The 25,465-nt window shown below is 43.3% G+C and carries 23 protein-coding genes; 5 read left to right on the plus strand and 18 right to left on the minus strand.

Annotation, left to right across the window (positions count from 1 at the left end):
* The first annotated feature begins 300 nt into the window (after positions 1–300).
* Entirely contained in the window at positions 301–900 is a 600-nt protein-coding gene (locus ABS362_RS01250) for a hypothetical protein (protein WP_350410282.1), read from the plus strand.
* A gap of 104 nt (positions 901–1,004) precedes the next feature.
* On the opposite strand, the gene ABS362_RS01255 is transcribed toward ABS362_RS01250, so the two are convergent.
* The 9 genes from ABS362_RS01255 to ABS362_RS01295 all read right to left on the minus strand — a co-directional run bounded on the left by ABS362_RS01255 (position 1,005) and on the right by ABS362_RS01295 (position 8,339).
* Positions 1,005–1,262, minus strand: a complete 258-nt coding sequence (locus ABS362_RS01255) for a hypothetical protein (protein ID WP_350410284.1) — start codon at positions 1,260–1,262, stop codon at positions 1,005–1,007.
* A gap of 1 nt (position 1,263) precedes the next feature.
* Positions 1,264–1,530 carry a hypothetical protein gene (locus ABS362_RS01260; RefSeq protein WP_350410286.1) on the minus strand — a complete coding sequence of 89 codons (267 nt, stop codon included), beginning with the start codon at positions 1,528–1,530 and terminating at the stop codon, positions 1,264–1,266.
* Positions 1,531–1,767: 237 nt separating this feature from the next.
* Positions 1,768–2,439, minus strand: coding sequence for a hypothetical protein (locus tag ABS362_RS01265; protein ID WP_350410287.1), 672 nt, complete (start codon positions 2,437–2,439; stop codon positions 1,768–1,770).
* 247 nt (positions 2,440–2,686) lie between these two features.
* Positions 2,687–3,085, minus strand: coding sequence for a hypothetical protein (locus ABS362_RS01270; RefSeq protein ID WP_350410288.1), 399 nt, complete (start codon positions 3,083–3,085; stop codon positions 2,687–2,689).
* Between the two features lie 637 nt (positions 3,086–3,722).
* Positions 3,723–4,031: a helix-turn-helix domain-containing protein gene (locus ABS362_RS01275; protein ID WP_350410289.1), complete on the minus strand. Its 309-nt coding sequence runs from the start codon at positions 4,029–4,031 to the stop codon at positions 3,723–3,725.
* A gap of 200 nt (positions 4,032–4,231) precedes the next feature.
* Entirely contained in the window at positions 4,232–5,527 is a 1,296-nt protein-coding gene (locus ABS362_RS01280; protein ID WP_350410291.1) for a hypothetical protein, read from the minus strand.
* A gap of 227 nt (positions 5,528–5,754) precedes the next feature.
* Positions 5,755–6,573 (minus strand): KilA-N domain-containing protein, encoded by an 819-nt coding sequence (locus tag ABS362_RS01285; protein WP_350410293.1) that lies wholly within the window; start codon positions 6,571–6,573, stop codon positions 5,755–5,757.
* A 2-nt stretch (positions 6,574–6,575) separates the two neighbouring features.
* Complete coding sequence (locus tag ABS362_RS01290) at positions 6,576–6,866, minus strand: helix-turn-helix domain-containing protein (RefSeq protein WP_350410295.1); 291 nt, start codon at positions 6,864–6,866, stop codon at positions 6,576–6,578.
* Between the two features lie 198 nt (positions 6,867–7,064).
* Positions 7,065–8,339, minus strand: a complete 1,275-nt coding sequence (locus tag ABS362_RS01295; protein ID WP_350410296.1) for a site-specific integrase — start codon at positions 8,337–8,339, stop codon at positions 7,065–7,067.
* Positions 8,340–8,706: 367 nt separating this feature from the next.
* Between ABS362_RS01295 and ABS362_RS01300 the strand changes: the two genes are divergently transcribed.
* Positions 8,707–9,252, plus strand: coding sequence for a DUF922 domain-containing protein (locus tag ABS362_RS01300; RefSeq protein ID WP_350410298.1), 546 nt, complete (start codon positions 8,707–8,709; stop codon positions 9,250–9,252).
* A 224-nt stretch (positions 9,253–9,476) separates the two neighbouring features.
* On the opposite strand, the gene ABS362_RS01305 is transcribed toward ABS362_RS01300, so the two are convergent.
* The 4 genes from ABS362_RS01305 to ABS362_RS01320 all read right to left on the minus strand — a co-directional run bounded on the left by ABS362_RS01305 (position 9,477) and on the right by ABS362_RS01320 (position 12,808).
* Positions 9,477–10,739 carry a Y-family DNA polymerase gene (locus tag ABS362_RS01305; RefSeq protein WP_350410300.1) on the minus strand — a complete coding sequence of 421 codons (1,263 nt, stop codon included), beginning with the start codon at positions 10,737–10,739 and terminating at the stop codon, positions 9,477–9,479.
* Between the two features lie 3 nt (positions 10,740–10,742).
* On the minus strand, positions 10,743–11,198 hold the full coding sequence (locus tag ABS362_RS01310) for a LexA family protein (protein ID WP_350410301.1): 456 nt from the start codon (positions 11,196–11,198) through the stop codon (positions 10,743–10,745).
* A gap of 741 nt (positions 11,199–11,939) precedes the next feature.
* Positions 11,940–12,347: a hypothetical protein gene (locus ABS362_RS01315; RefSeq protein WP_350410302.1), complete on the minus strand. Its 408-nt coding sequence runs from the start codon at positions 12,345–12,347 to the stop codon at positions 11,940–11,942.
* 122 nt (positions 12,348–12,469) lie between these two features.
* Positions 12,470–12,808, minus strand: a complete 339-nt coding sequence (locus ABS362_RS01320; RefSeq protein WP_350410304.1) for a hypothetical protein — start codon at positions 12,806–12,808, stop codon at positions 12,470–12,472.
* 308 nt (positions 12,809–13,116) lie between these two features.
* Here ABS362_RS01320 and ABS362_RS01325 point away from each other — a divergent pair, with 308 nt between their 5' ends.
* Positions 13,117–13,533 (plus strand): BrxA/BrxB family bacilliredoxin, encoded by a 417-nt coding sequence (locus ABS362_RS01325; protein WP_350410450.1) that lies wholly within the window; start codon positions 13,117–13,119, stop codon positions 13,531–13,533.
* 80 nt (positions 13,534–13,613) lie between these two features.
* Here ABS362_RS01325 and purD read toward each other — a convergent pair whose 3' ends face one another.
* Together purD and recQ are read right to left on the minus strand one after the other, a co-directional pair.
* On the minus strand, positions 13,614–14,903 hold the full coding sequence (gene purD, locus ABS362_RS01330; RefSeq protein ID WP_350410305.1) for a phosphoribosylamine--glycine ligase: 1,290 nt from the start codon (positions 14,901–14,903) through the stop codon (positions 13,614–13,616).
* A gap of 201 nt (positions 14,904–15,104) precedes the next feature.
* Positions 15,105–17,282, minus strand: a complete 2,178-nt coding sequence (gene recQ, locus ABS362_RS01335; RefSeq protein WP_350410306.1) for a DNA helicase RecQ — start codon at positions 17,280–17,282, stop codon at positions 15,105–15,107.
* Positions 17,283–17,350: 68 nt separating this feature from the next.
* Here recQ and ABS362_RS01340 point away from each other — a divergent pair, with 68 nt between their 5' ends.
* Positions 17,351–18,322, plus strand: a complete 972-nt coding sequence (locus tag ABS362_RS01340) for a KpsF/GutQ family sugar-phosphate isomerase (RefSeq protein WP_350410308.1) — start codon at positions 17,351–17,353, stop codon at positions 18,320–18,322.
* A gap of 9 nt (positions 18,323–18,331) precedes the next feature.
* The gene (locus ABS362_RS01345) at positions 18,332–19,408 is read left to right on the plus strand and encodes a mannose-1-phosphate guanylyltransferase (protein ID WP_350410310.1); all 1,077 of its coding nucleotides are present in this window, start codon (positions 18,332–18,334) and stop codon (positions 19,406–19,408) included.
* A gap of 768 nt (positions 19,409–20,176) precedes the next feature.
* Here the strand turns inward: ABS362_RS01345 and rlmB are convergent.
* The 3 genes from rlmB to ABS362_RS01360 form a co-directional block, all read right to left on the minus strand.
* Entirely contained in the window at positions 20,177–21,022 is an 846-nt protein-coding gene (gene rlmB, locus ABS362_RS01350; RefSeq protein WP_350410312.1) for a 23S rRNA (guanosine(2251)-2'-O)-methyltransferase RlmB, read from the minus strand.
* Positions 20,995–22,236 carry a GWxTD domain-containing protein gene (locus tag ABS362_RS01355; protein ID WP_350410314.1) on the minus strand — a complete coding sequence of 414 codons (1,242 nt, stop codon included), beginning with the start codon at positions 22,234–22,236 and terminating at the stop codon, positions 20,995–20,997. Before ABS362_RS01355 ends, rlmB begins: the two co-directional genes overlap by 28 nt.
* 87 nt (positions 22,237–22,323) lie before the next feature.
* Positions 22,324–25,296 (minus strand): DUF2723 domain-containing protein, encoded by a 2,973-nt coding sequence (locus tag ABS362_RS01360; protein ID WP_350410316.1) that lies wholly within the window; start codon positions 25,294–25,296, stop codon positions 22,324–22,326.
* Positions 25,297–25,465 lie beyond the last annotated feature (169 nt).

Consider the following 25,465-nt stretch of genomic DNA (forward strand, 5'->3'; position numbering starts at 1 on the left):
TTTTGAAATCTCCTTTACTTCATATGAACACCGGTTTAATCCCCTGCAAGATTTTGTTTTATGGTATGCATAGGCTTTAGGGCTAGAGCAGATATAAACACTGCTTTCAGTCTGCTTGTAATTTATTAGCTCAGGGGAATGATTTATATAGCCTGCTGAAAAAGCACAGGCAATTGTAAGAACATAAACCAGTATACTAACTCTGGCAGATTTGACAACTTGTTTCATAGCTCTAATATTAAGTTCCACTAATATAGTAATGATATTATATTAATACTATCTTGAACAAAAAAGCAAACAATGAAAATCATACTATTGACACTATCAATATTGATAGCTTTAGCTGTTCCGGCTCTCTCTCAAGATAGAAAGAAGAATGGATTTACTGTAAAAGATTATACCCCGCAAGAACCAAAAGTAAATGAGAACAACATTTACAGGAGCAACATAAACCACTATAGAATTAAAATTCCCAAAGGCTGGATAATTAATAGGCCAAATTCGATAGGTGTTGAATTTAATGCTACAGATAGTTTAAAAGTGGCTACTATGAATATTCATGTAACTCATTTTGACAAACCAATACAAAAATCTGTTTATGACTTCCCTGTAGATCAAGCAGTTACTTTATTAAGGGAAGGTATGCCTAATACAGAGCTAATAGAAGGAAAGAAAACTTATATCAATAATGTAGAGAGCTTACTAGTTAAGACTAGGTCTAACATAAAATCACTCGAATATGATTATCACATCATTACGCGACAATACATATTACTACGCGGTAGCAAAATGGTATCAATTACATTCCAGGTTATTCAAGATTTAGATGAAGTGTACGCTCCCGCTTTTGAAGACACTCTTTTATCATTTATTTTTGAAGAATCTTTATACAAGGATTAACATTCAAGTGTATAAAGTCTGCAAAGCACAAAGCTTCTTGATTAGCGGCATAAAAAAACCGTGCACCTGGTTAAGATGCACGGCTATATAAATGGGTTGTAAAGCTAATCTATATCGTAATTTCTTTCGCCTGTATATTCAGTTTCTGTAGCTAATGTTTGTATCATTACATGTGAGTCGTTTATTAGGCGCATATAATCTCTTAGTTGCTCTAAATATATATTCTCCATAATTAGAGTTACTTCAACATCAGGAAAGACAGAAATAGGCACAACAGATATACTTTCAATATCAAATGATATCAACAGCTGTAATTCTCTGACATCATTCTCGCATTCAGCTCTAAACTTAAATGCCTTCATGTCATTCTAGGTTTATGCTTTCTCCGTTAGTTCTAAAAATGTTTCTTGCTATACGCAGAGCTTCTAGGGCTCCGGCTGAACCCTCTACGGTATAACGAGCATTAACTATATGATCAGTACACATATCTAAAACCTTTGTTAGATTGATCTCCATATACTCAGGAGTACAACGATCTAATAGTTCCGGAACAAAAGCAGTGCTGAACGTCTGCCCAGATGGTGTTACAAATGTTGTTGCTTCGTTCTGTTTGTTAGTCTCTTTTTGCATGTTCTAACTGTTTAGGAATTTTTAGGTACAGGGACCGTTGCCCTTAGGAGTCCTCAGCCAGTTAGAGCTGTGCAGGGGTTTCCCCTACTGCCTCCCTAGACAACGGCTTATTGTCAATCTAAAGATACTCTGCACTTCTAACTGTTTAGGAAGCACCAAGTAATAAAACATTTTTCATATTAACAATAAGTAGCTGATAATTAATTAGTTACATATAATTATATTATATACAACTCACTATTGAAACGGGTAACTGCTAAGAGTACCACCAAATAAGGGAGTGCTTTTAACACCGTTTAGCTGCCCTCTGTGATAGTTTGACACGTTGCTTTGGTGTTGCTCATCTTGGCCTTGTTTCTTGCTCTTCAAGCCCTGCAAACCTGTAATAGCAAGGTTACTGAGTGAAGATATCGCGCTATGTTTGTTGTTCATGGCTGCGCCGGTTAAAGCACTTTTAGCGGCTGAATCTTCTGTGTATTTGTCGGCCTTATCATATTGCCACTTGTTGCGCTGTTCCTGAGCCAAGTTATTTAGCTGCCCTTGTAGGTTGCCTTGCATCTGCATTCTATAGTTTGCTTGTTGGTCGTGCAGGTTATTGAGCGCGTTGGCTTCCTGACCTTGCATAGCTGCAATAGTAGCGAGTGCGTTGTTACCTGAGCCAGATAGAGCCGCAGCCCTGGCACCATTGGCACTAGTGGCGTGTATTTGGTTTAAAGCGTTGCCCATGCCTGGCATATTGCCGTTTGCCATGTTTCGAGCATTAGCAACGTTTTCATGAAGTGCACCTGCAATCTGATACTCTGGCTTAACAGCCTGTATACGGTCTGCCATTCGCTGTTGCTTTCTGGCTGTTAAGAGTTGGTTCAAGCCTGAGACAGATCCCAAAGCGAGTGATGCTAAACCTAACATAGTTTGTTGTGGTTAGTTAGTGAATGATTGATTAACTACATCCTGAACAGCAACCGTGCACATTGGAACAGGCAGAGCACAGGAGCAGGCAAGCGTAAAGAGTTGGGTTGTTAGGTGGTAGTAGTTTGAATTGGGTTGGTCGTGTTGGAAGGGTGCCCGGTAAACCCATTTCCGTTTGATACAGAAACAGCTCCCCCCGGTGTTTATACACTTGGCGGGTGTACATAAGCTCCCCCCCGGTAAAAAACTAGGCGGCTACCTGAATTTGAGAAACTTCAAATCTGTATACTTTCGCCTTTTCTACACAGTCCCTTATCAGAGCTACACCTTTAGCAGTTAAGCTATAGTAATTAATTCTTCCGCGTTTCTCTTTGCGCAGGTATGGCGAATCTCCACAAAGCTCTTGGGCTGCATAATACAGGTTCATCTTATTAGACTTACTGTAACTAAGCAGTGCCAGTATCTCAGGCACGCTAAGTGCTGCTACTTCTTCTGATCTACTTTTGGTGGCGAACGAACCAAGAAGTAATATAATAGCAGCTTTGATAGGAGTTATGTTATACTCCTTACTTAGTACTCGCTGCATACGGTATGATAGCGCAAGTATCTCTAATGTTGACTCTGAGCCAATCTGTCGTAGCCTCATGGTTATGCTGTGTTGTGGTTAAGGGTGGATTAATAAATAGTGAACTCCATGTTGTCAATTAATACCTTCCCGCTATAGTTGTAAAACATTCATTTAAAAGCAGATAAAGCATAAAAGCACATAAACACGAAAATCACATAATCATACATTGTACTAATGGGTAAGTCATATATGCGCCTGTTTCATTCGCTTGTGCAGCTCGCCGGTAAATAACTGTGGGTTGTGGTGGTATTGGATGTATTAAAGCAAGGCTAAAAGGCGTCTGTGCTCCTATGCTGGCTTTTAAATAGGACTATGGTAATTCAGATGCGCGGCATATTGAGTAAGTGCCAAAAAGAGCGCGAGTATCTGAAATAAGACGGGCAACATCAATAAAGAGTTTGCCATCTTTCCAAAGGCTAAAGTAGCTGTTTGTCATGTAGTTAGTATTGAGTTACAATACTTAAATTTAATCAATTCCCGTATTAAAATTTTACATAATTTGAGCCTTGATGAACTACGAAGACACAGTTTTAGGGATAGGTTAAAAGCTTATGTTACCCATAATAAAGAGAGGTATATAAATATTTTGTATGCTTTAGAGAGCGAAGAAATTTTATTGAAAGCAGCACTTTTTAACACTTGGGGAAGGTGTGCGTTAGCCTATCTTGTTCTTTGCAAGAAACTCTTTTAGATCAGATTCATAAAACCGTTTCGGGCTACCTGGTATATACTTTAGCTTATTGCCTTTTTGGTTCTGGTAGCGGTCTAGTGTAGCTCTTGATTTGATGCCAAGATATTCCATTGCCTCGTTTGTTTTTAAGATTCGATCTTCTAATGGATTCTGTCTTGCTATATAGGCTTCTACCGCATAAATAGCTGTCATACCTAGCATTTTTTGCAGAACATCCCCTTCAATAATGTAGCTACAGTCAGGGTTGATAGAAGTAATTTTGAAATCATTCATGATGAATTGTATTTAGGGTTTTAGACTGGGATTGAAGTTAAAACTATCTTTAAGGTTAAAAAGGAGGTGCAGAAGAACAAGTTCTTATACTTCTGCTTCCATATTATTAAACAATCTACTGATATACAGACTATTACACAAGTTTAAAAACTTGGTTTTCGTGCATAACTTCATAGTCAGTAGCTGTGTATACAATTAATTTATATACTTATTGAGACTGCATTAGCTAGGTAGTCAAACCTTTTATATAGGGCTATATCATGCGGCTTAATTCGCTTTCTTGCTATCTCAGGCATAAGCCCTTGCTTTTTCTCGAATGCTTCTTGCAATAGGGTCTCTGTATGCTCTATCTCATCCTCTGTTACTATCAATCCATCGTGAATAGACAGTACTGAGCATTTATTGTCTTTTAATTGAGTACAGACTGTGTTAATCATTAACTTACTCTCAACTCTCTGCATTTCTGTTGAAAGGGCTTTGTAACCATGCTCAGTTTTATACTCAATAATGAAAGTATAGACGGTGGGGAACTCTTTCTTAAAAGTTATTACATATTCGCTATAGGAAGCCGATTCGTAGATATTACAATAGTAGACATAACCGAATAACTTTTCCTTAAACCTGATGCGTGTTTCTTCTGACATCTCATCTAATTCAATCCCATACATTACTTTAAATAAATAATTATAGAATTTGCCCTTCTCACACAAATCTTTATACAGTAATAGGTCTGTTTCCCATTTACCCCTATACCGCTTCTTTAATAGCCCGCATAACATAAGCGGCTGGCAATTGCGTATATCTGCCTCAAACAGTGCCTTGCCTCTTTTATGCTTAATAAACTTCCTTAAATCCCTGGGCATTAGATTAGCAGTTGTAAAAATACGATCCCCCTTCGGAGCCCTTTTAAAAAATATTTCTCCCAATTCAAACTGCCTGATTTGAAGCATGTCCGTCGCATAGCGGCCTTTTTTGTAAGATGCTATACACTCTAATTCTTTAATTACCTGACTAGCTGTGTGCCCATTGTCTTCTATGCTTTTAATAAGATGTGGAAGCCGCTTCTTTAATCTTATATGTTCATAAGTCCCTAGCTCATTTGCAGCCACTCTAAGATGTGTTAAGGCTCTTTTAAGATCACAGTAGGTTTTGCTGTATGAATCTAACTCAAAGTCATTAAATACCTTCCGCAGGTACCGTTCTACTCCTGGCTTTGGTTCACTGATTTCTTTTGCCTCTGTTCTCTTACACTTCTTGATAAAGCCCCTGTTATTAAACACAAGTTCTATCATGTTATCAAGGTGGTATTTGTCCCCGATGGTGAATGATTTAGAAACTGTACCCGTGGTATAGGTTTCCCTTCCTTTACTATTTCTCTTAGGCACAAGTATTCCCGAAGACTTTAAAGTTTGTAATACTGGCTTCCCTGATACAACCGGCTTGATTTTGCCCTCAAAGTTTAGAGGTACAAAGCCTTGACTTTTCTTAAAGACCATATCGGAAGTATTAGCCTGCGTTTGAAGTACTAAATGTACAGGCCATAAATAGAGGTGTAGGTATTTCTTAAACTCCTTTGGAGTCAACGCCTTTTTTAGATCGGACACGACAGTTCCGGGCACGCGCAATGCGAGCACGTGTTTTAACGGGCTAGACATAATAAGTTTATTGAGAAGGTTAGAGGATATAGGGGAGTTTAAATCATTTACTACTCCCCCCGTTTTGATTATCCTATTTTGCGTGGTTGTGTGCTTCTGGTATTAGTAACTGCTTTTGCTACATTAACAGATGCAGACCTGCATTCACTTTCACACTCATCATTACCAAAGGCTTTCTTGATTTTGATATTTTCGGCTGAGAGAGCTTCCGCAAGCATTAAAGCAGCTAACTCAGTAGCCCCTAAATTATCTCTGATATTAGCCTTGTTAGGAAGGTTTTTCTTTTGTTTGATAGATTGCGCATCACCACCGAATAAGGGGCTATATATTGCATTTGTGCAGCGCCTAAAGCCGTTGTCGTGCGTTCCATTGTTTATTACCCTATGTTGGCTCAAGATAGACGTGAACTCACTTCTTTGAGCTTTACTTCTGAGCCTAGTGTTAATCCAATCATCTGTCCTGCCTTGTTTCTTCCAATCTTTAACAGCCCTATCTACTGCGGCCTCTGGATTGTTTTGTTCTTCTAATCTCTCAAAGAACACCTCATTTACCAGTACATGCAATTCTGGGGACAGGTACTTCGCATAGGATAGGGCGACTTGTTTATGAGCAAAAGTCCCTCCGCCTTTGCCGCGTTTAGATTTTATAATACCGTCCAGAGCGGTATTTAAAACCGATGCTACCCCTTCTATAAATGATATTGTATTGTCAAGATTTAACCAATCGTTCGGTCTCTTGTCTATGTCTCCACCTGCCAACCGCCATAAGTCAGTTAAACAAACATTCTCATCTTTGTCTATATGTATCTCAAGACGTGGAATTTCTAAATCGGCAGACTCATAAACCATTTTGAGTTTCCCGTAAAAGTTTTCAAGTGCTATTTTCATAATTATAGCTGCGCTTTGTTAAGAGAGGTTAAAACTTCGGACTCTTTGAAATAAACACGGCGGCCTATTCTGTAAAAGGGGATTTTACTTTGGCGCTTCCAGTTTTCAAGAGTTGCAGGTGAGATTTTCAGAAGTTTGATTACTTCTTGGGCTTCCAGAACTTTGTCTGACTCAGTAGCTACGGGCGTAGCATCTTTCTGAATGTCTTTCAAATTCTCTCTTACTGCTTCGGCAATTATTGCTTTAAGCGATTCAGCACTAATTGAGGTTAATAGGATAGTGTTATCTATCATGGCTGTTATATTGATATACAACCAAAACTAATAAGTAATCTATCGTGCTACCAAATAAAGCAGTATAAACTTATAAACAACTAATTGATTACCAAGCACTTATGTAACTTTAGTTACAATAATTACAAATACAACAAACTGATATACAGCAACTTAAACACGGCTTCGATATTTATATTATGTTGATAACTTTTTAAACTATACTGCTTTCATTACAGGGGTAGAACCAAAAATGTTATCCATCTCAACACGCATAACCTTTGATGTAATTTTGATATACTTTTTAAAGTCCTTGTAATTTTTGTGCCCTGTGATTTCCATACAGGTTTCCGGCCTTCCTCCTTTCTCAAGCCAAAGAGTGACAAAAGTTCTTCTCGCAGTATGAGTTCCTATCAGGTCATACTTGCTCTTAACGCCCTCTATTTTCTCCGCTCCCCTAAATTTTGTAACTGGAATTAGTTCATCAATTTTAGCGTCTTTACAAATGGTTTTAAGGTGTTCGTTGGTTCTCTGATTCGAGATAACTGGCAATGGCTTTTCATCCCCCTTATACTTCTCTAAAATCTCTAAAGCATATCGATTTAGGGGTACTTCTATAATGTCTTTTGTCTTCTTCGTTATTACATTCCACGTATTCCCCTTGATCTGCTCACGGCTTATCTTTGCTATATCAGAAAATCGTTGTCCGGTATAGCACCCAAAACAGAACACATCCCTTACTTTCTGCAAAGCTTCCTTGCCCGTTAAATCAAGCTTATACAGTCTTTGAAGTTCATCGTCTGTTAAATAAACTATATCAACCTGCTCTTTAACATGCTTGAATTTTCTAAATGCAAGTTTGGTGTTATATTCATGATCAGTTGCCCAATTGAGGAAGGTTTTTAGAATTGTAACACTCTTCTCGATGGTATTATTAATGTGTTTCTTCTCTTTGATTAGGTAGGTAACAAAACGCTCTAAGAATTTATGATCCAGTGTCTCAAAAGTTATGGGGTACTTATATTCTTTTGAGAACTCTTTAAGGTGGGACAAATTGGTTTTATACTTCTGGATGGTACTGTTAACCATTTGAGTGCTTCTTGTCTCAATGAAGATCTCGTACACATCCCAAACAGAAAGTGCACTATCTTCTACAATAGAAGAACCTACAAACAGAGGCCGCACTATCTCCTTGATTCTAGTAGATGTTAATTCTTCATTGTTAATTCCTGCCAGGAGCAATAGTTTATCTGCCGCGCTTTTTTTGGTTGTTAGCCATGAGTTAAGCTCTGTTGCTCCTGTATAAGATGGCTTGATTCGTTGCCCTTCACTATCCCAGTATTTGGCTACTATCTTTTTACCTGTAGATAGCTTTACGGTTTGCGTTTTAGAATTTCCACCTACATTCACTCTACACCTCACGAACAAAGTTATAGGGGTTGGCTTCTTGGCATCATGCCCGCTTCTGGTTTCTAAATAGTAGCTTAGGTTCATAAGTCTTATGCTTTAAATCTAAGGTACTATACGAACAAGTTACGAACAAATCTTTTAGATAATATTAATTTATATGAGTATCTGCTATAGTAAATAGCGTGTAATTTTAGTTACAAAGGGGATTTCAGGCACTAACAGATAATAATCAGGTATAATAGATATTAGGGGTTCGACTCCCTTCGCGACCACCGAGAAAGCCTGTTTACGAAAGTAGACAGGCTTTTTGTTTTATGAGCAATTGCTAAATGTTGACTATATTGAAAAGCATAACAGATCATTACTGTAGAAAACCGAACTATAGATAACTCATTACAAAATGTTGACAAGCTTAATGAAGTGCCTAGTCACAACAGGTACTCTGTTTCTTTTGAACTTACACATCTGCTTTGGTCAGAATGAAAACAAGTTTTTTATTGATTGGCAAAAAGATGTGCTAACACCAAGCAACTTTACCATTATCCCGGACAGCATAGAGACAGGTAAAGCTGGAGCTGCTACCGTTACCAGATTCCTTTACAGCTTTTACACTAAACCCAGCAGTGACGGAGGTGTACAGGTAAACTTTAGTGTGAGAAATACTTTCTACAGGAAGGATTCTTGGTTTAAGGCCGGATTTATAAATGATACCAGTCTTTTGAAACACGAACAGATGCATTTTGACCTAGCAGAACTTTATGCGAGAAAAATAGCGAAAGCCATCGCAGAGAAAAAAGCATCAAAAAACATTAAAGAAGAGCTACATAAGATCACCAACGTCTTGTCAGCTGAGCTTGAAAAGCAGCAAAAGCTTTTTGATGAGCAAACAGAACATGGCCTGAAGAAAGAAGAGCAAGTTGCCTGGCACAACTTTATCAACCAGGAACTTGAGAGGCACTCAGCTTATGCCAGTAAGAAAGTGGTTTACAATATATAAGTATAGCTACACGCTCCTGCATTGGCGCGAGTTTCTAGCTCATGCTTACTACCATTCTAAACTGTTATAGTTCTGAGCAGCTACACCAGTTATTTTTATACCTTCTGAAAATTTTAATAACTAAAATAAGACATGAACTACAAGCTCGCGCCAGCAAATTTCGTTCAGTTGTCCTAACAAATAAACGATTCTATTGGCTTGCAATTCGCGAATCGCAAATTCCCCTACCCCACCTTCAGCAACCCACCTAAATCCGTAGTATAGCACGCCGAGATATGTTCTTCTTTTAGCTGCCATTTTTTGCCGGTGCCCTGCACGCCATACTTCACGAACTTGTTACCGTATTTTTCACGCAGGTCGTCGAGTACGTGCATGAGTTTGGTGTCGCGCTCGGTGTTTTGGCTGCTGAGTAACGAGAGCTGTACCTGATTGGCCGGCACGATGTCGGAAACTATAACGCCTGCTTTTTTATACTGCAGGCCGGGGCGGAACATTTGTTTCAGGGCTTTGGCGGCGTGCCGAAGCAGCTCGAGTTCACTACTGGTGGGGCTGTCGAGTTTTATAGTTCGGCTATAGTAGTAATGCTGTTCCGTAAAGCGGTTCGTCATCAGAAACACGGTTATCACGCCGGCACACGATTTTTGTTTACGCAGCTTCATCGCACAACGCACGGTGTGTGTGGCCAGGGCTTCTTCCAGGTCGGTGAGTTCGGTAAGTGTTTCGCCGAAGCTGCGGGACGTGCAGATGTTCTGCTTAGCCGGCGGCATGTGCTCCAGTTCCATACACGACTCTCCACGCAATTCTTTTACTGTGCGCAAACCCACTACGGTCAGGTGCTTTTTAGCGAAGGCATCGGTTACGTTGCGCAGGTCCCAGGCGGTGTGTATGCCCAGGCCGGCCAGTTTGTTGGCGTAGCGTCGGCCAATACCCCACACATCTCCCGCCTCAGTACGTTTTAAGGCAGCTTCTATGTGCCGCTCATGCGTTAGCACCAATACCCCGTTTGCTTTCTGTGATTTTTTAGAGATGCGGTTCGCTAATTTTGCCAGCGTTTTGGTAGTGGCCACGCCTACAGCTACGGGTATGCCCGTCCATTGCTGCACGGTATCTTTTATAGTTCGAGCGTAGCCATTAAGATCTATTTTATAAAAATCGCCCAGGTCCAGGAAGCTTTCATCTATAGAGTACACTTCTAGGTTAGGCGTAAATTGCTGTAGCGTCTCCACCACCCTCCGCGACATGTCACCATACAGCTCATAGTTAGAACTGAACACCGTTACGCCATCTTTCTCAAGCTGTGGCCGCGCCTGGAAATAGGGAGTACCCATTTTTATACCTAAGGCTTTGGCTTCGTTGCTGAGCGCTATAATGCAGCCATCGTTATTCGAGAGCACCACCACCGGCTTGCCGTTAAGCGCAGGGTTAAACACGCGCTCGCAACTCGCATAAAAATTATTACAGTCAACTATAGCGAACAGCGACGTCATGACTTACTTAAACTTTTTTATCACGCCTACCACTACTCCCCAGATATGTCCGCCATCGGGCCTGTCTATCTTTATGGTTTTATAGTTCGGGTTTTCGGGTTGCAGGTAAGCGCCGTCTTTTTTAATGACAAGCCGCTTAATCGTAAATTCCCCTTCCACAAAAGCCAGCACAATATTCCCGCTTGTCGCTTTCACAGAGCGGTCTATCACAGCCAGGTCGTCGGGTTCAATGTGTGCGCCTATCATCGAGTCGCCTTCCACGCGAGCCAGGAACGTCGCGGTTGGGTTGTCGGCTATGTACCTGTTCAGGTCTATCGGGTCGGCAGAATAATCGGCTGCCGGGCTCGGGAAACCTGCCCGCACACTCGCTCCAAACAACAATAATTTTTCATCACTCTCTTCTACGATGCTGTACAGCCCCGGCTGCCACTGGCTTATAGGTATCACTTTCGCTTCCATATGCTTCTACTTTACGAACAAAATTAGCAAAAGCTATATAGAAAGCTAAAATATTTAGCATTATTAATAAAATTGGGGCCTGTTGAAGTTAGGGTGTTATGGCTCTATAGTTACTGTGGTCTAACCACCCCAACCCCTCTCCCGAAACAAGTCCGGGATCTGCGACTTGTCTAAGGCGGGGAGCTTTTCTGCCTTTGTTATAGTTGTGGTTATAGTTTTTTAGTTACCGTTTAACCCACCCCTGCCCCTCCCGAGAGGGGAGTTTCTGCCTTTGTTATAGTTGAGATCATAGTTCTATAGTTGCAGCCTGTGAGCGGACAGGTCGCGACCTGTCCCTACGAAACTACATTGCTGATAAAAGTCGAAGCTTACTGGTTCAAACTATAGACAGGTGGTTGCTATGAGAAAGATCACAGTCTTTGGGTTGAGCGCCTTTGATTTGTTGCGGTGCCTTTAGGCAACCCGAGGCACAAGGGTAGCTTCAAATCAGCAGCGCGATGCCCGAAGACGGGGCCTCCCGGCCGTGAGGGCACCAAAGGAAGTTTGAAACGATAGGCAACTAGAGCTCCCAGGATTGGTGGTGGTTTGAAACTATAGCTTGTTCGAGTTGGAAAGAATATCAACTATAGAACCCAGATTTCTCCTGACGTCGAAATAACAACTAGGATAAGACACATAAGATCCCTCGGCTGACGCTCGGGATGATGAAGAAGAGAGGTTGACAAGAAACAAAACTGTAACTTATACCGGTATTTCTCCGACCCAATCAGCAGCCTCCTTGTACGTTACAAACTGCCTTACTTGTATGTTACCGATATAAATTGGCTCAGCGCGTTTTGCGAACTGTTCAAATTTAGCGTGACTACCTGTATCTTCGCCGCCTACGCGGGCTAATTTTAACAACTTTGTACGAGCTAAGGCAGGCACAAATTCCTGAAGCGTCCATTGCTCATCATCCTGCGAAATATCGCCGAGTTTAGACGAATCTGCTATCCAGTTCTCAATATTTCTTTCGTGTAGCTGACTGAGTAGCAACTCATTCCCTTCTCTGTACTCTTCGCTGGTTACAGGGCGCAACCAGTCACTATACATTAACCGAATGGTTGTATCTACCCAAAGCAGAAGATAATTATTTTCGAATTCAAACATACTGCAGCCAGTTATTGCAGGCCTAATATAGTAATATTCCAATTACTTTAAAGCCTTTTATAAATTACGCAAAGCAGCATATAAGGTATGTTACCTGTTTGGGCGAGACCTAACTATAGAATTTAAGCTACCGCCAGGTGGTCTTTAAGCGGTTTGTTATCGCGGCAGTTCAGCAGCATATCCAGAATGGCCAGACTTACACCATATTTGTTGTGGTCTGTTTCCAGGTCGCACCACGACGTAAAAATGCGCCACGTAGAATCAGTGCCAAAGCGCCTGGTTTCGGCGGGCGTAATGCTGCGCTGAAAAAAAGCGTTCAGTTGTACATCCTCTTCAGGAACCGGGATATAGATGGTGTCGGAAGAACTGTTAAGCACAGCTATTACCTCGGCAGGTTTGCCGTTAAGAGAGGGCAGGTAAAAATAACAAACCTGCGGAAGTTGGCTAGGGTGATGTAGCATAAACCTGAATGTATAAGTAGCGCCCGAAATCCTTATCCTTCCATAGTCAAAAACTTAATGTTCTAATCCAAAAAATTTCAGATCAACCCATAGGCGTTTGTCACATACAACCATATACTTACAACTATAAAAAGAGTTTAAGCTGACTTACCGATTCAACAAACAATACAATTTTTTATAATTCGCACAATACTATATTTCAAAATGCTGGCTAAAACAAAGAGGTGATATAGATCATCTTCGCATCTGCTATTTATTTTGTAAATTTGCAGCTGTAGTTTTAATCTTAATTAAGAACGATTATGGGAATGTATCCTGAATATATGGTTGCACCTATCCGCGAAGACTTAACATCTGCGGGTTTTGAGCAATTAATGACTCCTGAAGAAGTAGAGCAGGCACTGTCTACGAAAGAAGGAACAGTATTAGTAGCTATTAACTCTGTTTGCGGTTGTGCAGCATCTAAGGCGCGTCCTGCCCTTAAAATGGCTGTAGCCTCTGCCGACCAGAAGCCAGACAAAATGATCACGGTATTTGCAGGTATGGAAGCTGATGCCGTTGCGAAAGCGCGTGAGTATATGCTGCCTTATCCTCCGTCATCGCCATCTATAGCGTTGTTTAAAGATGGTGAACTGGTGCACATGATCGAGCGTTACCACATCGAGGGCAACGAGCTTAACCGCATTGTAGATAACCTGAAAGGTGCTTTCGAAGCTTATTGCTAAGTTTAGATCAGCGTTATAAAAACAGAAAGGCCGGTTGCATAAACCGGCCTTTCTGTTTTTATAGTTCGAACTATAGTTGTCTATACTCTTTCCTCTCTCAGGTCAAAGCCGATGTCGTGGCGATAGTAGCGGTCCTGCCAGGTTATAGTTTCGGCAGCGGTGTTTGCTTTTGCCAGTGCTTCTTCCATAGTATCGCCAAGAGCAGTTACGGCAATTACGCGGCCACCGCTGTTTACCAGCTTATCGCCAACCATTTTAGTGCCTGCATGAAATACCAGCACATCCGGGCCCACCTGTTCTAAACCAGATATCTCTTTCCCTTTCTCAAAGCCTTCCGGGTAACCACCCGATACCAGGAAAACCGTAGCCGCTGTACGCGGATCGATCACTAACTTATAGTTGCCTAAGGTATGGTCGTATAACGCTTTAAACAACTCGAAAAGATCTGATTTAATGCGTGGCAGTATTGCTTCAGTTTCAGGGTCGCCGAGGCGTACGTTATATTCAATTACATACGGCTCGTTGTTTACCTTTATCAGCCCGATAAACAGGAAACCGGAATACTCTATGCCATCTTCCTGCATGCCTCTTATAGTTGGCTCTATTACACGCTCCTTCACCTTCTGCATAAACACCTCGTCGGCAAACGGAACCGGCGAAACAGCTCCCATTCCGCCTGTGTTCAGGCCGGTGTCGCCTTCGCCAATGCGCTTATAGTCCTTCGCTTCCGGCAGCAGCACATATTCTTTCCCGTCTGTCAGGATAAATACCGATACTTCAATCCCCTCCAGGAACTCCTCTATCACCACTTTGGCACCGGCATTGCCGAAGCGCTTTTTGCGCAGCATATCTTCCAGAGCATCCAGGGCGTGCTCAAAATCCGGGGAAATAATAACACCTTTGCCAGCGGCCAGTCCATCTGCTTTCAGCACAACCGGGTAGTCATGGTTGCGCAGGTATTCTACAGCTTCACGGTAAGTATCTTCGGTAAAGGTCTGGTGGCGCGCGGTTGGTATGTTGTACTTCTGCAGAAAGGCTTTACAGAAATCTTTGCTACCCTCCAGCATGGCGCCCGCTCTTTTAGGCCCGATAACCAGTATATGTCTCAGGTATTCCTTCTCCTGAAAATAATCGTGAATACCTTCTACCAGCGAGTTCTCCTGCCCAACTATAAGCATCATAATATCGAAGTCGGTGGCAAACTTGGCTACTTCTTCAAAGTTGTGGATATCAACGGTAGCGTGCGTACCGAACTGCATGGTTCCGGCATTGCCGGGCGCCACAAATACTTCCTCACAATATTGGCTCTGCTTCAGTTTCCAGGCTATAGTATGCTCGCGGGCTCCGGATCCAATTATCAGTACATTCATAGTTCGTTTGCTAATTGCTGGTTGTTGATTGCTGTACTAAGATTTATCAAAAATACTGCTGCGAAGTTATAAATTTATAGTTGCGCGCGCAGCACAAACTATAGTTTTATAGTTTATTCCGTTTATAGTTTACTTTAAAACAAAAAGACCGCTGCATTATTACAACGGTCTTTTTACACTTTATATCGCTAATAAAAATAATTAGTTTGCGTACTCGCTCAAAAACTTGATACGCATTAAACGCAGGTCCTCTTCTGTGTAGTCATCTGAGCCAAGTTCTTTCAGGGCAACCGCAATATTATCGGTGCTGGCGCTCATAAAGTAGTCGTATATTTCTTCCTGACGATCTTCATCCAGAATATTATTGATGTAATAGTTCAGGTTAAGCTTAGTGCCCGAATAACAAATGTGCTCTACTTCTTCTATCAGTTCCGGCATGGTAAGGCCTTTCGATGAGGCAATCTCCTCCAGGTCTACTTTCTTGTCTATCTGCTGGATGATGTAGATCTTGATCTTGGATTTGTTAACGGTTGTTTTAACCACCACATCGGCAGCAGTCACAATGTCGTTCTCCTCTACATACTTCGTGATCATATCCAGGAACGGCTTTCCAAACTTCTGTACCTTGCCCATACCTACACCGGCAATGTGCGCCAGGTCTTCTTTGGTTGTAGGATAAACAGTAGCCATCTCTTTTAAAGACGGGTCCTGGAACAGTACGTAAGGTGGCAATCCTTTTTCCTTGGCCAGTTTCTTACGCAGGTTCTTCAGTAAGTCGAAAAGCACCTCATCGTGACCGGCCTGTGCCTGTGACTGTTCGTTCTCCTCGTCTTCTTTTACTTCCTGCTCGTAGTTATGGTCTTTGGTAAGCTCTATCGGCTTCGGGTTAGCTATAAAGTTGCGTCCTTTAGCTGTCAGCTTTACTACACCAAAGTTCTCAATATCTTTCTCCAAGTATTCTGATAACAGCACCTGGCGCAACACCGAACTCCAGAACTGTACATCCTGCTCTTTGCCAATGCCAAACACTTCCAGTTTATCATGCTCGTAACTGCTTACATGCTGGTTACGCAAGCCAGTAAGTACTGCTGTAATATGCTCGATGGTAAAGCGCTCGCCTGTCTGCTCCACAGCTTTCAGGGCATTTACCACTTCTTCCTGTGCCTGGAAACGCTCTTTCGGGTGTAAACAGTTGTCGCAGAAACCGCAGTCTTTTTCATATGCTTCGCCGAAATAATGCAGCAACTGCTTACGGCGGCAAACCGCAGAATCAGCATAAGCGGCCATTTCCTGAAGCAACAGTTTTGAGTTGTCGCGTTCGGTTACAGGCTTATCTTTATTAAATTTCTCAAGCTTGATGATATCATCATAACTATAGAACATCAGGCAGTTACCTTCCAGTCCATCACGGCCGGCACGGCCTGTTTCCTGGTAGTAGCCTTCTATAGATTTTGGAGTATCATAGTGGATCACAAAGCGCACATCCGGCTTATCGATACCCATACCAAAGGCTATAGTTGCCACTATCACGTCGCAGTCTTCGTTCAGGAAAGCATCCTGGTTAGCCATGCGTATCTGTGAATCAAGGCCGGCATGGTATGGCAGGGCTTTTACATCGTTTACGCGCAGCAGTTCGGCAATCTCTTCTACTTTTTTGCGGCTCAGGCAATATACTACGCCACTCTTGCCTTTATTTTTCTTTACGTACTGTATCAGCTGTTTCTTGGTCTTATGTTTTGGGCGTACCTCGTAGTATAAATTGGTACGGTTAAACGACGACTTGAAAACCGAAGCCTCATCCATCTGCAGATTTCGCTGTATATCGAGCTGTACTTTTGGTGTGGCTGTAGCTGTTAGGGCTATTATTGGCAGGTTGCCTATCTGGTCTATAATACCACGGATGCGGCGGTACTCTGGGCGGAAATCGTGTCCCCATTCCGAGATACAGTGTGCCTCATCTATAGCTACAAACGAGATATTGGAACTGCGCAGGAATTCTATAGTTTCTTCTTTGGTAAGCGACTCCGGCGCCACGTACAACAGCTTTACCTCCCCGGCCAGTGTTTCCCGCTTTACCTTGTTTATCTCAGACTTAGAAAGTGTTGAGTTTAAAAACTGCGCATTTACGCCAAACGCATTCAGCTGGTCTACCTGGTTTTTCATCAGGGCGATAAGCGGAGAGATAACGATGGCCGTACCCGGCAGCGATAAAGCAGGTAGTTGATAGCACAACGACTTGCCGGCGCCTGTAGGCATAATCACAAAGGTGTTCCTGCCGTTAATAATATTGTTTATTATCAGCTCCTGATTTCCCCTGAATTGATTATACCCAAAAACTTCCTTTAATTTGTTCTTGAGATTGACCTCTGTAAGTGACATGTAATTCCTGCAAAAAATAAGTAAGGTTGCAACGTACTCAAATAAGCGTACATTAACACAAATTTAACTTGAATCTAATTAATAATATAACTCAAATAGCAAAAAAAGTCTTACTATCTGAAGCGGAAGCAATCGCCAGACTGGCAGATTTTATCGACGAAGACTTTCAGAATTGCGTCGAAGCCATTTTGAACATGAAAGGCCGCGTGGTAGTAACAGGTATTGGCAAAAGCGCAAACATCGCTCAAAAGATCGTAGCTACCCTAAATTCTACGGGTACGCCTGCTATTTTTATGCACGCTGCCGATGCTATTCACGGTGACCTGGGTATGATACAGCCCGAAGACTTTGTGATCTGTATCTCTAAAAGTGGCAACACCCCTGAAATAAAAGTACTGGTTCCGTTACTAAAACGCAAGGGTTCCAAACTGGCGGCTATGGTATCGAGCATTGACTCTTACCTGGCCGAAAGCGCTGATTTTGTGCTGAATGCCAACGTAGAACGCGAAGCCTGCCCTAATAACCTTGCCCCAACCACCAGCACCACGGCTGCCCTTGCCCTCGGCGACGCCCTGGCCGTTTGCCTGTTAGAAGCCCGTGGTTTCAGCAGCGCCGACTTTGCCCGACTACACCCGGGCGGCTCGCTTGGCAAACGCCTTTACCTGAAAGTAGAAGATATTTACAAGCAGAATCAGGCACCTAAGGTTACTGAGAACGCATCGTTACGCCAGGTTATTATCGAGATATCATCTAAAAGACTGGGCGCTACCGCTGTAGTAAAAGAAAATTCAGATGAACTGGTTGGGATCATAACCGATGGCGACCTTCGCCGTATGTTGGACAAATATGAATCTACAGAAGGTATAATTGCCACTGATATCATGACTGCCTCTCCGCTAACTATAGAACCGGACCACTATGCCGCCGAAGCTATGGCCATCATGCAGGAGAAAAATATTACACAATTAATCGTAACCGACTCCGGAAAATTTGAAGGCTTTGTGCACCTGCACGACCTCCTGAAAGAAGGACTTGTATAAAAACTACCCATGAACAACAACACCTATGTGGTGATAATGGCAGGTGGCATTGGAAGCCGTTTCTGGCCATTTAGCCGAACTAACTACCCGAAGCAGTTCCATGATGTGCTGGGTATAGGCGAAACCATGCTTCAGATGACCATGAAGCGCTTTGAGCAGATCTGCCCTACCGAAAATATTTTTATAGTTACCAACAAAGATTATGAGCAACTGGTAAAGGAACAACTGCCGCAACTTGGCGATAACCAGATCCTGCTGGAGCCTGTCGGGCGTAACACAGCACCTTGTATTGCATACGCATCTTACAAAATTGCCCAGATAAACCCGAATGCCAACCTTATAGTTGCACCATCAGACCACGTGGTGCTGAAGCAGGAAGCCTTTAACCAGGTAATTACAACTGCTGTGGAGGCCGCATCTGCCGACGATGTACTAATAACACTAGGCATTACCCCAAGCCGCCCGGATACCGGTTATGGCTACATTCAGTTTATTGCCGATGGTGACCAGCCGATTAAAAAGGTAAAGACCTTTACTGAGAAGCCGAACCTGGAGCTTGCCCAGATGTTCCTGAACAGCGGCGACTTTGTATGGAACTCCGGTATCTTTATCTGGAGCGTAAAGAGCATCCTGAACGCTTTCAGACAGCATTTACCTGAGATCTCGGAGATTTTTGAAGAAGGCAACAATGCCTATAACACCGACCAGGAGCCTAACTTTATAGTTAAAGCCTACTCGCACTGCCGCAACATATCTATTGACTATGGCATAATGGAGAAGGTGGATAACGTGTTTGTGGTATTGGCCGACATCGGCTGGTCTGACCTTGGCACCTGGAATTCGCTTTATACCATCAGTAATAAAGACGAACAGGCCAACGTAATTGACGGCGACGTCATGCTGTACGACACGAAGAACTGCATTATTAAAACGCCAAAAAACCGACTAGTTGTAGTACAGGGCTTAGAAGGCTACATTATTGCAGAGCACGACAACGTGCTGATGATCTGTAAGCTGGATGAAGAGCAGAAAGTAAAAGATTTCACGGCAGATGCCAAGTACAAAAAAGGCCAGAACTTTATTTAAACTATAGTTTGCATGCATAAAGAAGAGCTGAAACGGTCATAGTTTCAGCTCTTTTGTTTTTAGGGTGATGTCAGGGCTTACCCCTTCCCAACCTTTCCCTAATAACAGGGGAATGAGTTTTGTTATTAAAGGGAGATTCCCTCCTTGAGGAGGGTAGGAAGGTGTTTTTATAGTTGGGATGTAAACCTACCCCTACCCCTCCCGAGAGGGGAATTTCTGCTATTACTTTAGATTGATTTATAGTTCTATAGTTACAGTCCAAGATTCGGACAGGTCGCGACCTGTCCCTACGAAACTATAGCCTCGATAAAACTCGAAGCTTACCGGTTAAAACTATAATTTAGCGGTTGCTATGAGAAAGATCGCAGTCTTTGGGTTGAGCGCCTTGTGAATATCTGGTGCCGTTAGGCATTGCGACGCAGGAGCAAAAGAGATTCGCACAGCGCGATGCCCGAAGACGGGGCCTCCCGGCCGTGAGGGCACCAAAGCTAACTATAGAACTATAGGAAAGTAAAGCTCCCAGGATTGGAAATGACTATGGAAGAAAGGCTTGTTTAGAGAAAGCAGAGCATCAAACTATAGGCTGAGATAGATTTCTCACAGCTACGCTGGCTCTTTTCGACTCGCGTCTCAAGAATGTTCGAAATGACAAAAAAGGAAATCAAACTATAAGATACATAAGATCCCTCGGCTTTGCTCGGGATGACAATATAGAACTATAACCCAAACAAAAATGGCTGCTTTTAGAGCAGCCATTTTATAGTTTCGTTATCTCGGTTCAAATGTACTCTGACTGGAGTAACCACTATCCCGCAGGCGTTGGCTCATAGCTTCGTAAAGAATGATACCAGTAGCTACCGACACGTTCAGGGAACCGATCTGGCCCAGAAGCGGGATGCGTACTTTTGCATCGGCGCGCTTTAAATACTCCGGGGAGATACCATCTTCTTCACTACCCATCAGAATAGCAGTTGGGCCAACCATATCAACGGTATTATCTGTCAGGTTGTGTTCCGTTTTTTCGGTACAGGCTACAATCTGCACACCATAATCCTTCAGGTAATCTATCGTTTCTTTCAGGTTGGGCTCGCGACATACGGGCACCAGGTTAAGGGCACCAGCCGATGTTTTCATGGCGTCTGCATTTATCTGGGCACCGCCACGGCTAGGTATCACGATCGCATCTACTCCCATACACTCGGCATTTCGGGCAATAGAGCCGAAGTTACGCACATCCGTCACGCGGTCTAAAATAAGCAACAGCGGCGTTTTGCCTTTCTCGAAAAGTGAAGTTACGATTTCGTGCAGCGGCAAATATGTTATCGGCGAAATGAACGCGACCGCACCCTGGTGGTTTTTACGCGTCAGGTTGTTCAGTTTTTCTACCGGAACAGTAACTACGGGCACATCCAGTTTTTTGGCTTCCGCTATTATCTCGTCTGTAGTTGGGTTTTTGGCGCCACGCAGCAGGAAAATCTTTTCCAATACTTTGCCAGCTAACATGGCCTCTAATATTGGGCGGGAGCCGAATATCATTTCTAATTTATCTTCTTTCGGAGCTCTTGGTCTGCCGTAGCCACCACCGCTCACATATCTGTTATTCCTGCTCTCCATTTTGCAACTGCGCTGTACCAGCTTTCTTCGTACTCACGACGCCGTATCAGCTCATAATGATTTTCGGTAAAGTTATTCTGTTTTTTCGTAAAAACGAACTTGGTGTAGGGCTGCATGTCGGATTCGCGGTAGATCCAGGTCTCTGTGTTGCCAATTCTGCTAATATCGCTGGGTGGTCCGTAAACCATATAGATCATGCCGCGGTCGGTGGTCCAGCCGGGTTTATGAGAGGTGTAAAGTTTGTTAGCATGCTCTACGCGGCCATAATAAGTCCTGATCAGCTCACGGGCCAGGTGTCTCTCCCCCGCCACGCTCAGCCAGAAATCATCAACCGCTTTTTTAGGATCACTTGCCTTAAATAGTTTTTCGCGCTCAACGGAAGTAGTCAGATAAATAAGTGGATGCAGCATTTCTTTCGCCATAGTTACCATAGGGTAGTTATGAGGTTCTACCAGCAACCCTTTTGCATAAGGTGTCCCGGCCCACAACAGGTACAGGCCCTCCTTTGGTAATGTAGTGATATTGCGGGCAACTATAGCTAGAGAATCTTGTGGCTGTATAGTTCTGGGTTGAGCTACTGTGCGCTGCGACATTGGAGGCAGGGCAGGCGTAAACTCGGTAGCAAAGTAGTAAACCTGCATGGCATTGGCCGTATCAGGACTCTCCAACACCAGCGAATCGGAAGCAGTAATATACCCTTGAATAACCGGCTTATTGGTACCAGCATTTACAAGCACAGCAGTTTTATTAAGCATACCAGGTTGCAGCTCAATTCTGAATGCGGAGTTTAAACTAGACTCTCCGGCAAACTTTTGCCATAGTTTAAGTTGTAACGTAGTTTTATTGGCTACCACTTGTTTCGGTAATACAATATTCAGCCAGACACCATCCTTATTTTCGGCAGCAGCTTGTCTAGTGATCTTTAAGGTATCTCTCAACAGTACATTTTTACTTTCCCCATTAACCTGGTAAGACAGACTAGAGGCGGTGCGCTGCAATTCTTCCAGGCGACTTACATCGTAAAAGAACAGGTAAAAATGCAGACTATCGGGAGTGGCACGCCAGGTATACTGCATGTTTACATCAGGCTCCGGGGCTACCCGTTGCTGGCTTGGCACAACTGCCTGCTGCCCCGTTTCTGTTACCTGCCCGCAGGATGCAGCTATGATGCTTATACTTAAAAGCAAACTATAAACTACCGCTTTCGGAGCCATACCTGATGCATTAAAAGGTATAAAAAAAATAGGCCGGACTGTACATACCAGCCCGGCCTATTTTTACTGTATTACACTGTTTTTTGTTTAGCGGCGCATGCTTTGCAGGTATTGTGTAAACTGGCGTTCCAGCTCAAGTGCACGCTCCTGCATACCCAGTTCCTGGGCAGCAAAAACCAGCTGCTGCATTACAAGCAAATTAGTTTGTATCTCCATGTCGAACAGGGCACCTTTTGTTAGGTAATAGTTAAGCGCCTGACCAGACTTTTTAGCCATGTCATCCAACAGTTCCTGTGCTTTCTTTTCATCACCTAAGCCGGCGTAGATCGGGATAAACTGTGGTGTATAGTAGTCGTAAGGCACTGTTTCAAGCGGCATTACTTTAAAGCAGTAGTCTACCAACTCTTTTGCACGCTTCTTGTTGCCATCGGCCAGGTAAGCTGCGGCCAGTTTGCCAAATTTATCACGTGCATTTGCTGTAAAGCGGTAATAGTTCTCGTCGTAGAAAATGCTTGGGTCATCAAAATTACGGAACTGGAACTCCTTCATCAGGTTGTTGTACATTACTTCCTTGTTCAGGTAACCTGGTGAGCTCAGGAAGCTTTGATCCTTATCAGTAGTGGTTTTAACCGGAACTACACGCCAGGCAAGACCATCTAACTGGAAGTACTCTGATAAACCTATAAAATCTGCACTGTTAACCGTAGTTGAAAAATATATAGGTCTTTCCCAGTTATTGGTAGCCAGCAGGTCCAGCATTACCAAGTGCTTCTTCTCCAGCAACGACTTATTTATAACCCACTTCATCTGGTCAACGATCTCGCCTTCTTTCTCTTCCGGAATAAAGTTCATCTTATCAACTTTCTCCTTATCCACTTTTAAAGCGAAGGTTTTAGTCGGGAAGGTCATAAGCGTGGTACCCTGCCCATACTGCACCTGCAGTTGTGGGTGTCTTTGCCCTACAAGGTCAATAAACTGCTTCAGGTCGATGCCGGAAGCTACCTGTGGTTTTTCGTCGTAAGGCAGGTAATCGTTCGTGCCTTGGCGGTAATCCTCAATACCAAGTGTTAGCGGCCATGGTTCTGATTTGTAAGACGGACGCATCATCTGCTCTACATACCAGTCGGTGTTCAGGTAGCTTAGCACGGCCACGCGCACATCGGTACGGTAACCTTCTACTTCCTGCACGTACCACAACGGGAATGTATCGTTGTCGCCGTTTGTGAAAAGGATGCCGTTTGGTGCTACAGAATCAAGCAGGTTGCGGGCAGAATCTACAGACTGATAACGCTTAGAACGATCATGGTCATCCCAGCCTTCAGCAGCCATAATTCCTGGTACCAGTAAACAAATCAGTGTAGCAACAGCGGCGCGCGTGCCGTCGTTGCGCAATACTTTCTCGAGCAAACCAGCTAAGCCAACCACACCCAGACCGATCCAGATGCTGAAAGCGTAATAAGAACCGGCAAATGTATAGTCGCGCTCACGTGGTTCGGTTGGTGGCTGGTTCAGGTAAAGCGCAATGGCCAGACCGGTAAAGAAAAACAACAGACCAACTATAAACGCATTCTTTTCATCTTTCCGCACCTGCCATATCAAACCAAGTATACCGATGATAAGCGGCAGGGCAAAAAAGTTATTGCGGGCTTTACTTTCAGCTATCTGCTCTGGCAAGCCCGGCTCATTATCAACAAACCAAACTACACCGGCATTCTGCACATCGCTTTCCCGGCCCACAAAATTCCAAAGGAAGTAGCGCCAGTACATGTGGCCCAGCTGGTAGTTAAACAGGTAGCTCAGGTTCTGGCCAAATGTTGGCATCTGTCCTTCGCGCAGGTCTACCCACTTCTTGTATTCATCTATATGCTGTGGATTGTCGCTGTAAATACGTGGCAGCAGTGTAAGGTCTTTATCATCGTAAACAGGCTCAATTTTAGGCTCTGTTTCAATGTATTTCTTATCACCTTTTATGTAGCGCTTAGCGCCTACTTCCTGACTGATTGGCTGTGCGTTGTACTGCGGACCATATAACAAAGGACGGTCGCCATACTGCTCACGCTTCAGGTAAGACACTACGCTCATAATATCATCCGGGTCATTCTCATCTATAGTTGGTTCGTAAGACGAGCGAATAGGGATGATCATGTAAGAAGAATAACCGATCAGTACAAATACAAGGCTTAGCAAAGCTGTGTTCAATACGCGCTTGTTATGCTTTACAGAGTACTTAATACCGTACACGATAGCTGCAACTACAAGAATTACAAATATGATCAGGCCAGAGCCGAACGGCATACCCAGCGAGTTCACAAAGAATACCTCTACCCTACCAGCCACAGATGGCAGCCCCGGTATAACACCCCAGAGTATCGACACAACTATAACTGCACTAATAGCAAAGGCGATAAGACCGCCAGTTAAGGTTGGCTTATATAATCTATAGTAGTAAATAAAGGCAAGGGCTGGTATAGTTACCAGGTTTAGTAAGTGGGCACCTATGGAGAGGCCAACCAGGTAGGCAATAAGCACCAGCCATTTATCAGAATGTGCTTCGCCAACCTTAGCTTCCCAGCGCAGCATAGCCCAGAAAACGATAGCCGTAAAGAACGACGACATGGCATACACTTCGGCTTCTACGGCTGAGAACCAGGCAGAGTCGGAGAAAGTATAGGCCAGCGCACCTACCACACCAGCACCCATTACCAGCATAATATTGCTAGCAGTTGGCGCTTCGCCTTCTTTTATCAGGAGCTTTTTAGCAAAAATGGTGATCGTCCAGAACAGGAACAGCACCGTGAAAGAACTGCAAAGGGCAGATAACAGGTTAACCCACCATGCCACCTGCGACGGATCGCCGGCAAACATAGAGAACATACGGCCTACCAGCAGGTAAAACGGAGCACCCGGAGGATGCGGCACCAGCAATTTGTAAGAGCAGGCAATAAACTCACCGGCATCCCAGAAACTGGCCGTCGGCTCAAGGGTTAACACATACACAACGGTCGCGATAAAGAATACGACCCAGCCTACAAGGTTATTTATCTTTCGATAGTCTGTCATGGTAATTTTTAGGATTGCGCCCCGAAAATACTAAAATATGTGAAGCGTTGAGATATAATTGTTAATTGTTGGTTGTTAAATTAATGGATTGTTGTTCGACTAAACTATAAAGCTTTAAGGCTAACTATAAAATTAACTTTCTAACTTATACCTTTCTAACCTTCTAACT

The sequence above is a fragment of the Pontibacter populi genome (assembly GCF_040278685.1).
Taxonomy (GTDB): domain Bacteria; phylum Bacteroidota; class Bacteroidia; order Cytophagales; family Hymenobacteraceae; genus Pontibacter; species Pontibacter populi.

Coding starts and splice junctions, on each gene's coding strand:
- ABS362_RS01265 (WP_350410287.1), bottom strand. CDS start 2,439: ATGTTAGGTTTAGCATCACTCGCTTTGGGATCTGTCTCAGGCTTGAAC.
- ABS362_RS01295 (WP_350410296.1), bottom strand. CDS start 8,339: ATGAACCTAAGCTACTATTTAGAAACCAGAAGCGGGCATGATGCCAAG.
- purD (WP_350410305.1), bottom strand. CDS start 14,903: ATGAATGTACTGATAATTGGATCCGGAGCCCGCGAGCATACTATAGCC.
- ABS362_RS01280 (WP_350410291.1), bottom strand. CDS start 5,527: ATGGTCTTTAAGAAAAGTCAAGGCTTTGTACCTCTAAACTTTGAGGGC.
- ABS362_RS01325 (WP_350410450.1), top strand. CDS start 13,117: ATGTATCCTGAATATATGGTTGCACCTATCCGCGAAGACTTAACATCT.
- recQ (WP_350410306.1), bottom strand. CDS start 17,282: ATGTCACTTACAGAGGTCAATCTCAAGAACAAATTAAAGGAAGTTTTT.
- ABS362_RS01305 (WP_350410300.1), bottom strand. CDS start 10,739: ATGACGTCGCTGTTCGCTATAGTTGACTGTAATAATTTTTATGCGAGT.
- ABS362_RS01255 (WP_350410284.1), bottom strand. CDS start 1,262: ATGAAGGCATTTAAGTTTAGAGCTGAATGCGAGAATGATGTCAGAGAA.
- ABS362_RS01290 (WP_350410295.1), bottom strand. CDS start 6,866: ATGATAGATAACACTATCCTATTAACCTCAATTAGTGCTGAATCGCTT.
- ABS362_RS01320 (WP_350410304.1), bottom strand. CDS start 12,808: ATGCTACATCACCCTAGCCAACTTCCGCAGGTTTGTTATTTTTACCTG.
- ABS362_RS01360 (WP_350410316.1), bottom strand. CDS start 25,296: ATGACAGACTATCGAAAGATAAATAACCTTGTAGGCTGGGTCGTATTC.
- ABS362_RS01270 (WP_350410288.1), bottom strand. CDS start 3,085: ATGAGGCTACGACAGATTGGCTCAGAGTCAACATTAGAGATACTTGCG.
- ABS362_RS01345 (WP_350410310.1), top strand. CDS start 18,332: ATGAACAACAACACCTATGTGGTGATAATGGCAGGTGGCATTGGAAGC.
- ABS362_RS01355 (WP_350410314.1), bottom strand. CDS start 22,236: ATGGCTCCGAAAGCGGTAGTTTATAGTTTGCTTTTAAGTATAAGCATC.
- ABS362_RS01260 (WP_350410286.1), bottom strand. CDS start 1,530: ATGCAAAAAGAGACTAACAAACAGAACGAAGCAACAACATTTGTAACA.
- ABS362_RS01250 (WP_350410282.1), top strand. CDS start 301: ATGAAAATCATACTATTGACACTATCAATATTGATAGCTTTAGCTGTT.
- rlmB (WP_350410312.1), bottom strand. CDS start 21,022: ATGGAGAGCAGGAATAACAGATATGTGAGCGGTGGTGGCTACGGCAGA.
- ABS362_RS01285 (WP_350410293.1), bottom strand. CDS start 6,573: ATGAAAATAGCACTTGAAAACTTTTACGGGAAACTCAAAATGGTTTAT.
- ABS362_RS01275 (WP_350410289.1), bottom strand. CDS start 4,031: ATGAATGATTTCAAAATTACTTCTATCAACCCTGACTGTAGCTACATT.
- ABS362_RS01315 (WP_350410302.1), bottom strand. CDS start 12,347: ATGTTTGAATTCGAAAATAATTATCTTCTGCTTTGGGTAGATACAACC.
- ABS362_RS01310 (WP_350410301.1), bottom strand. CDS start 11,198: ATGGAAGCGAAAGTGATACCTATAAGCCAGTGGCAGCCGGGGCTGTAC.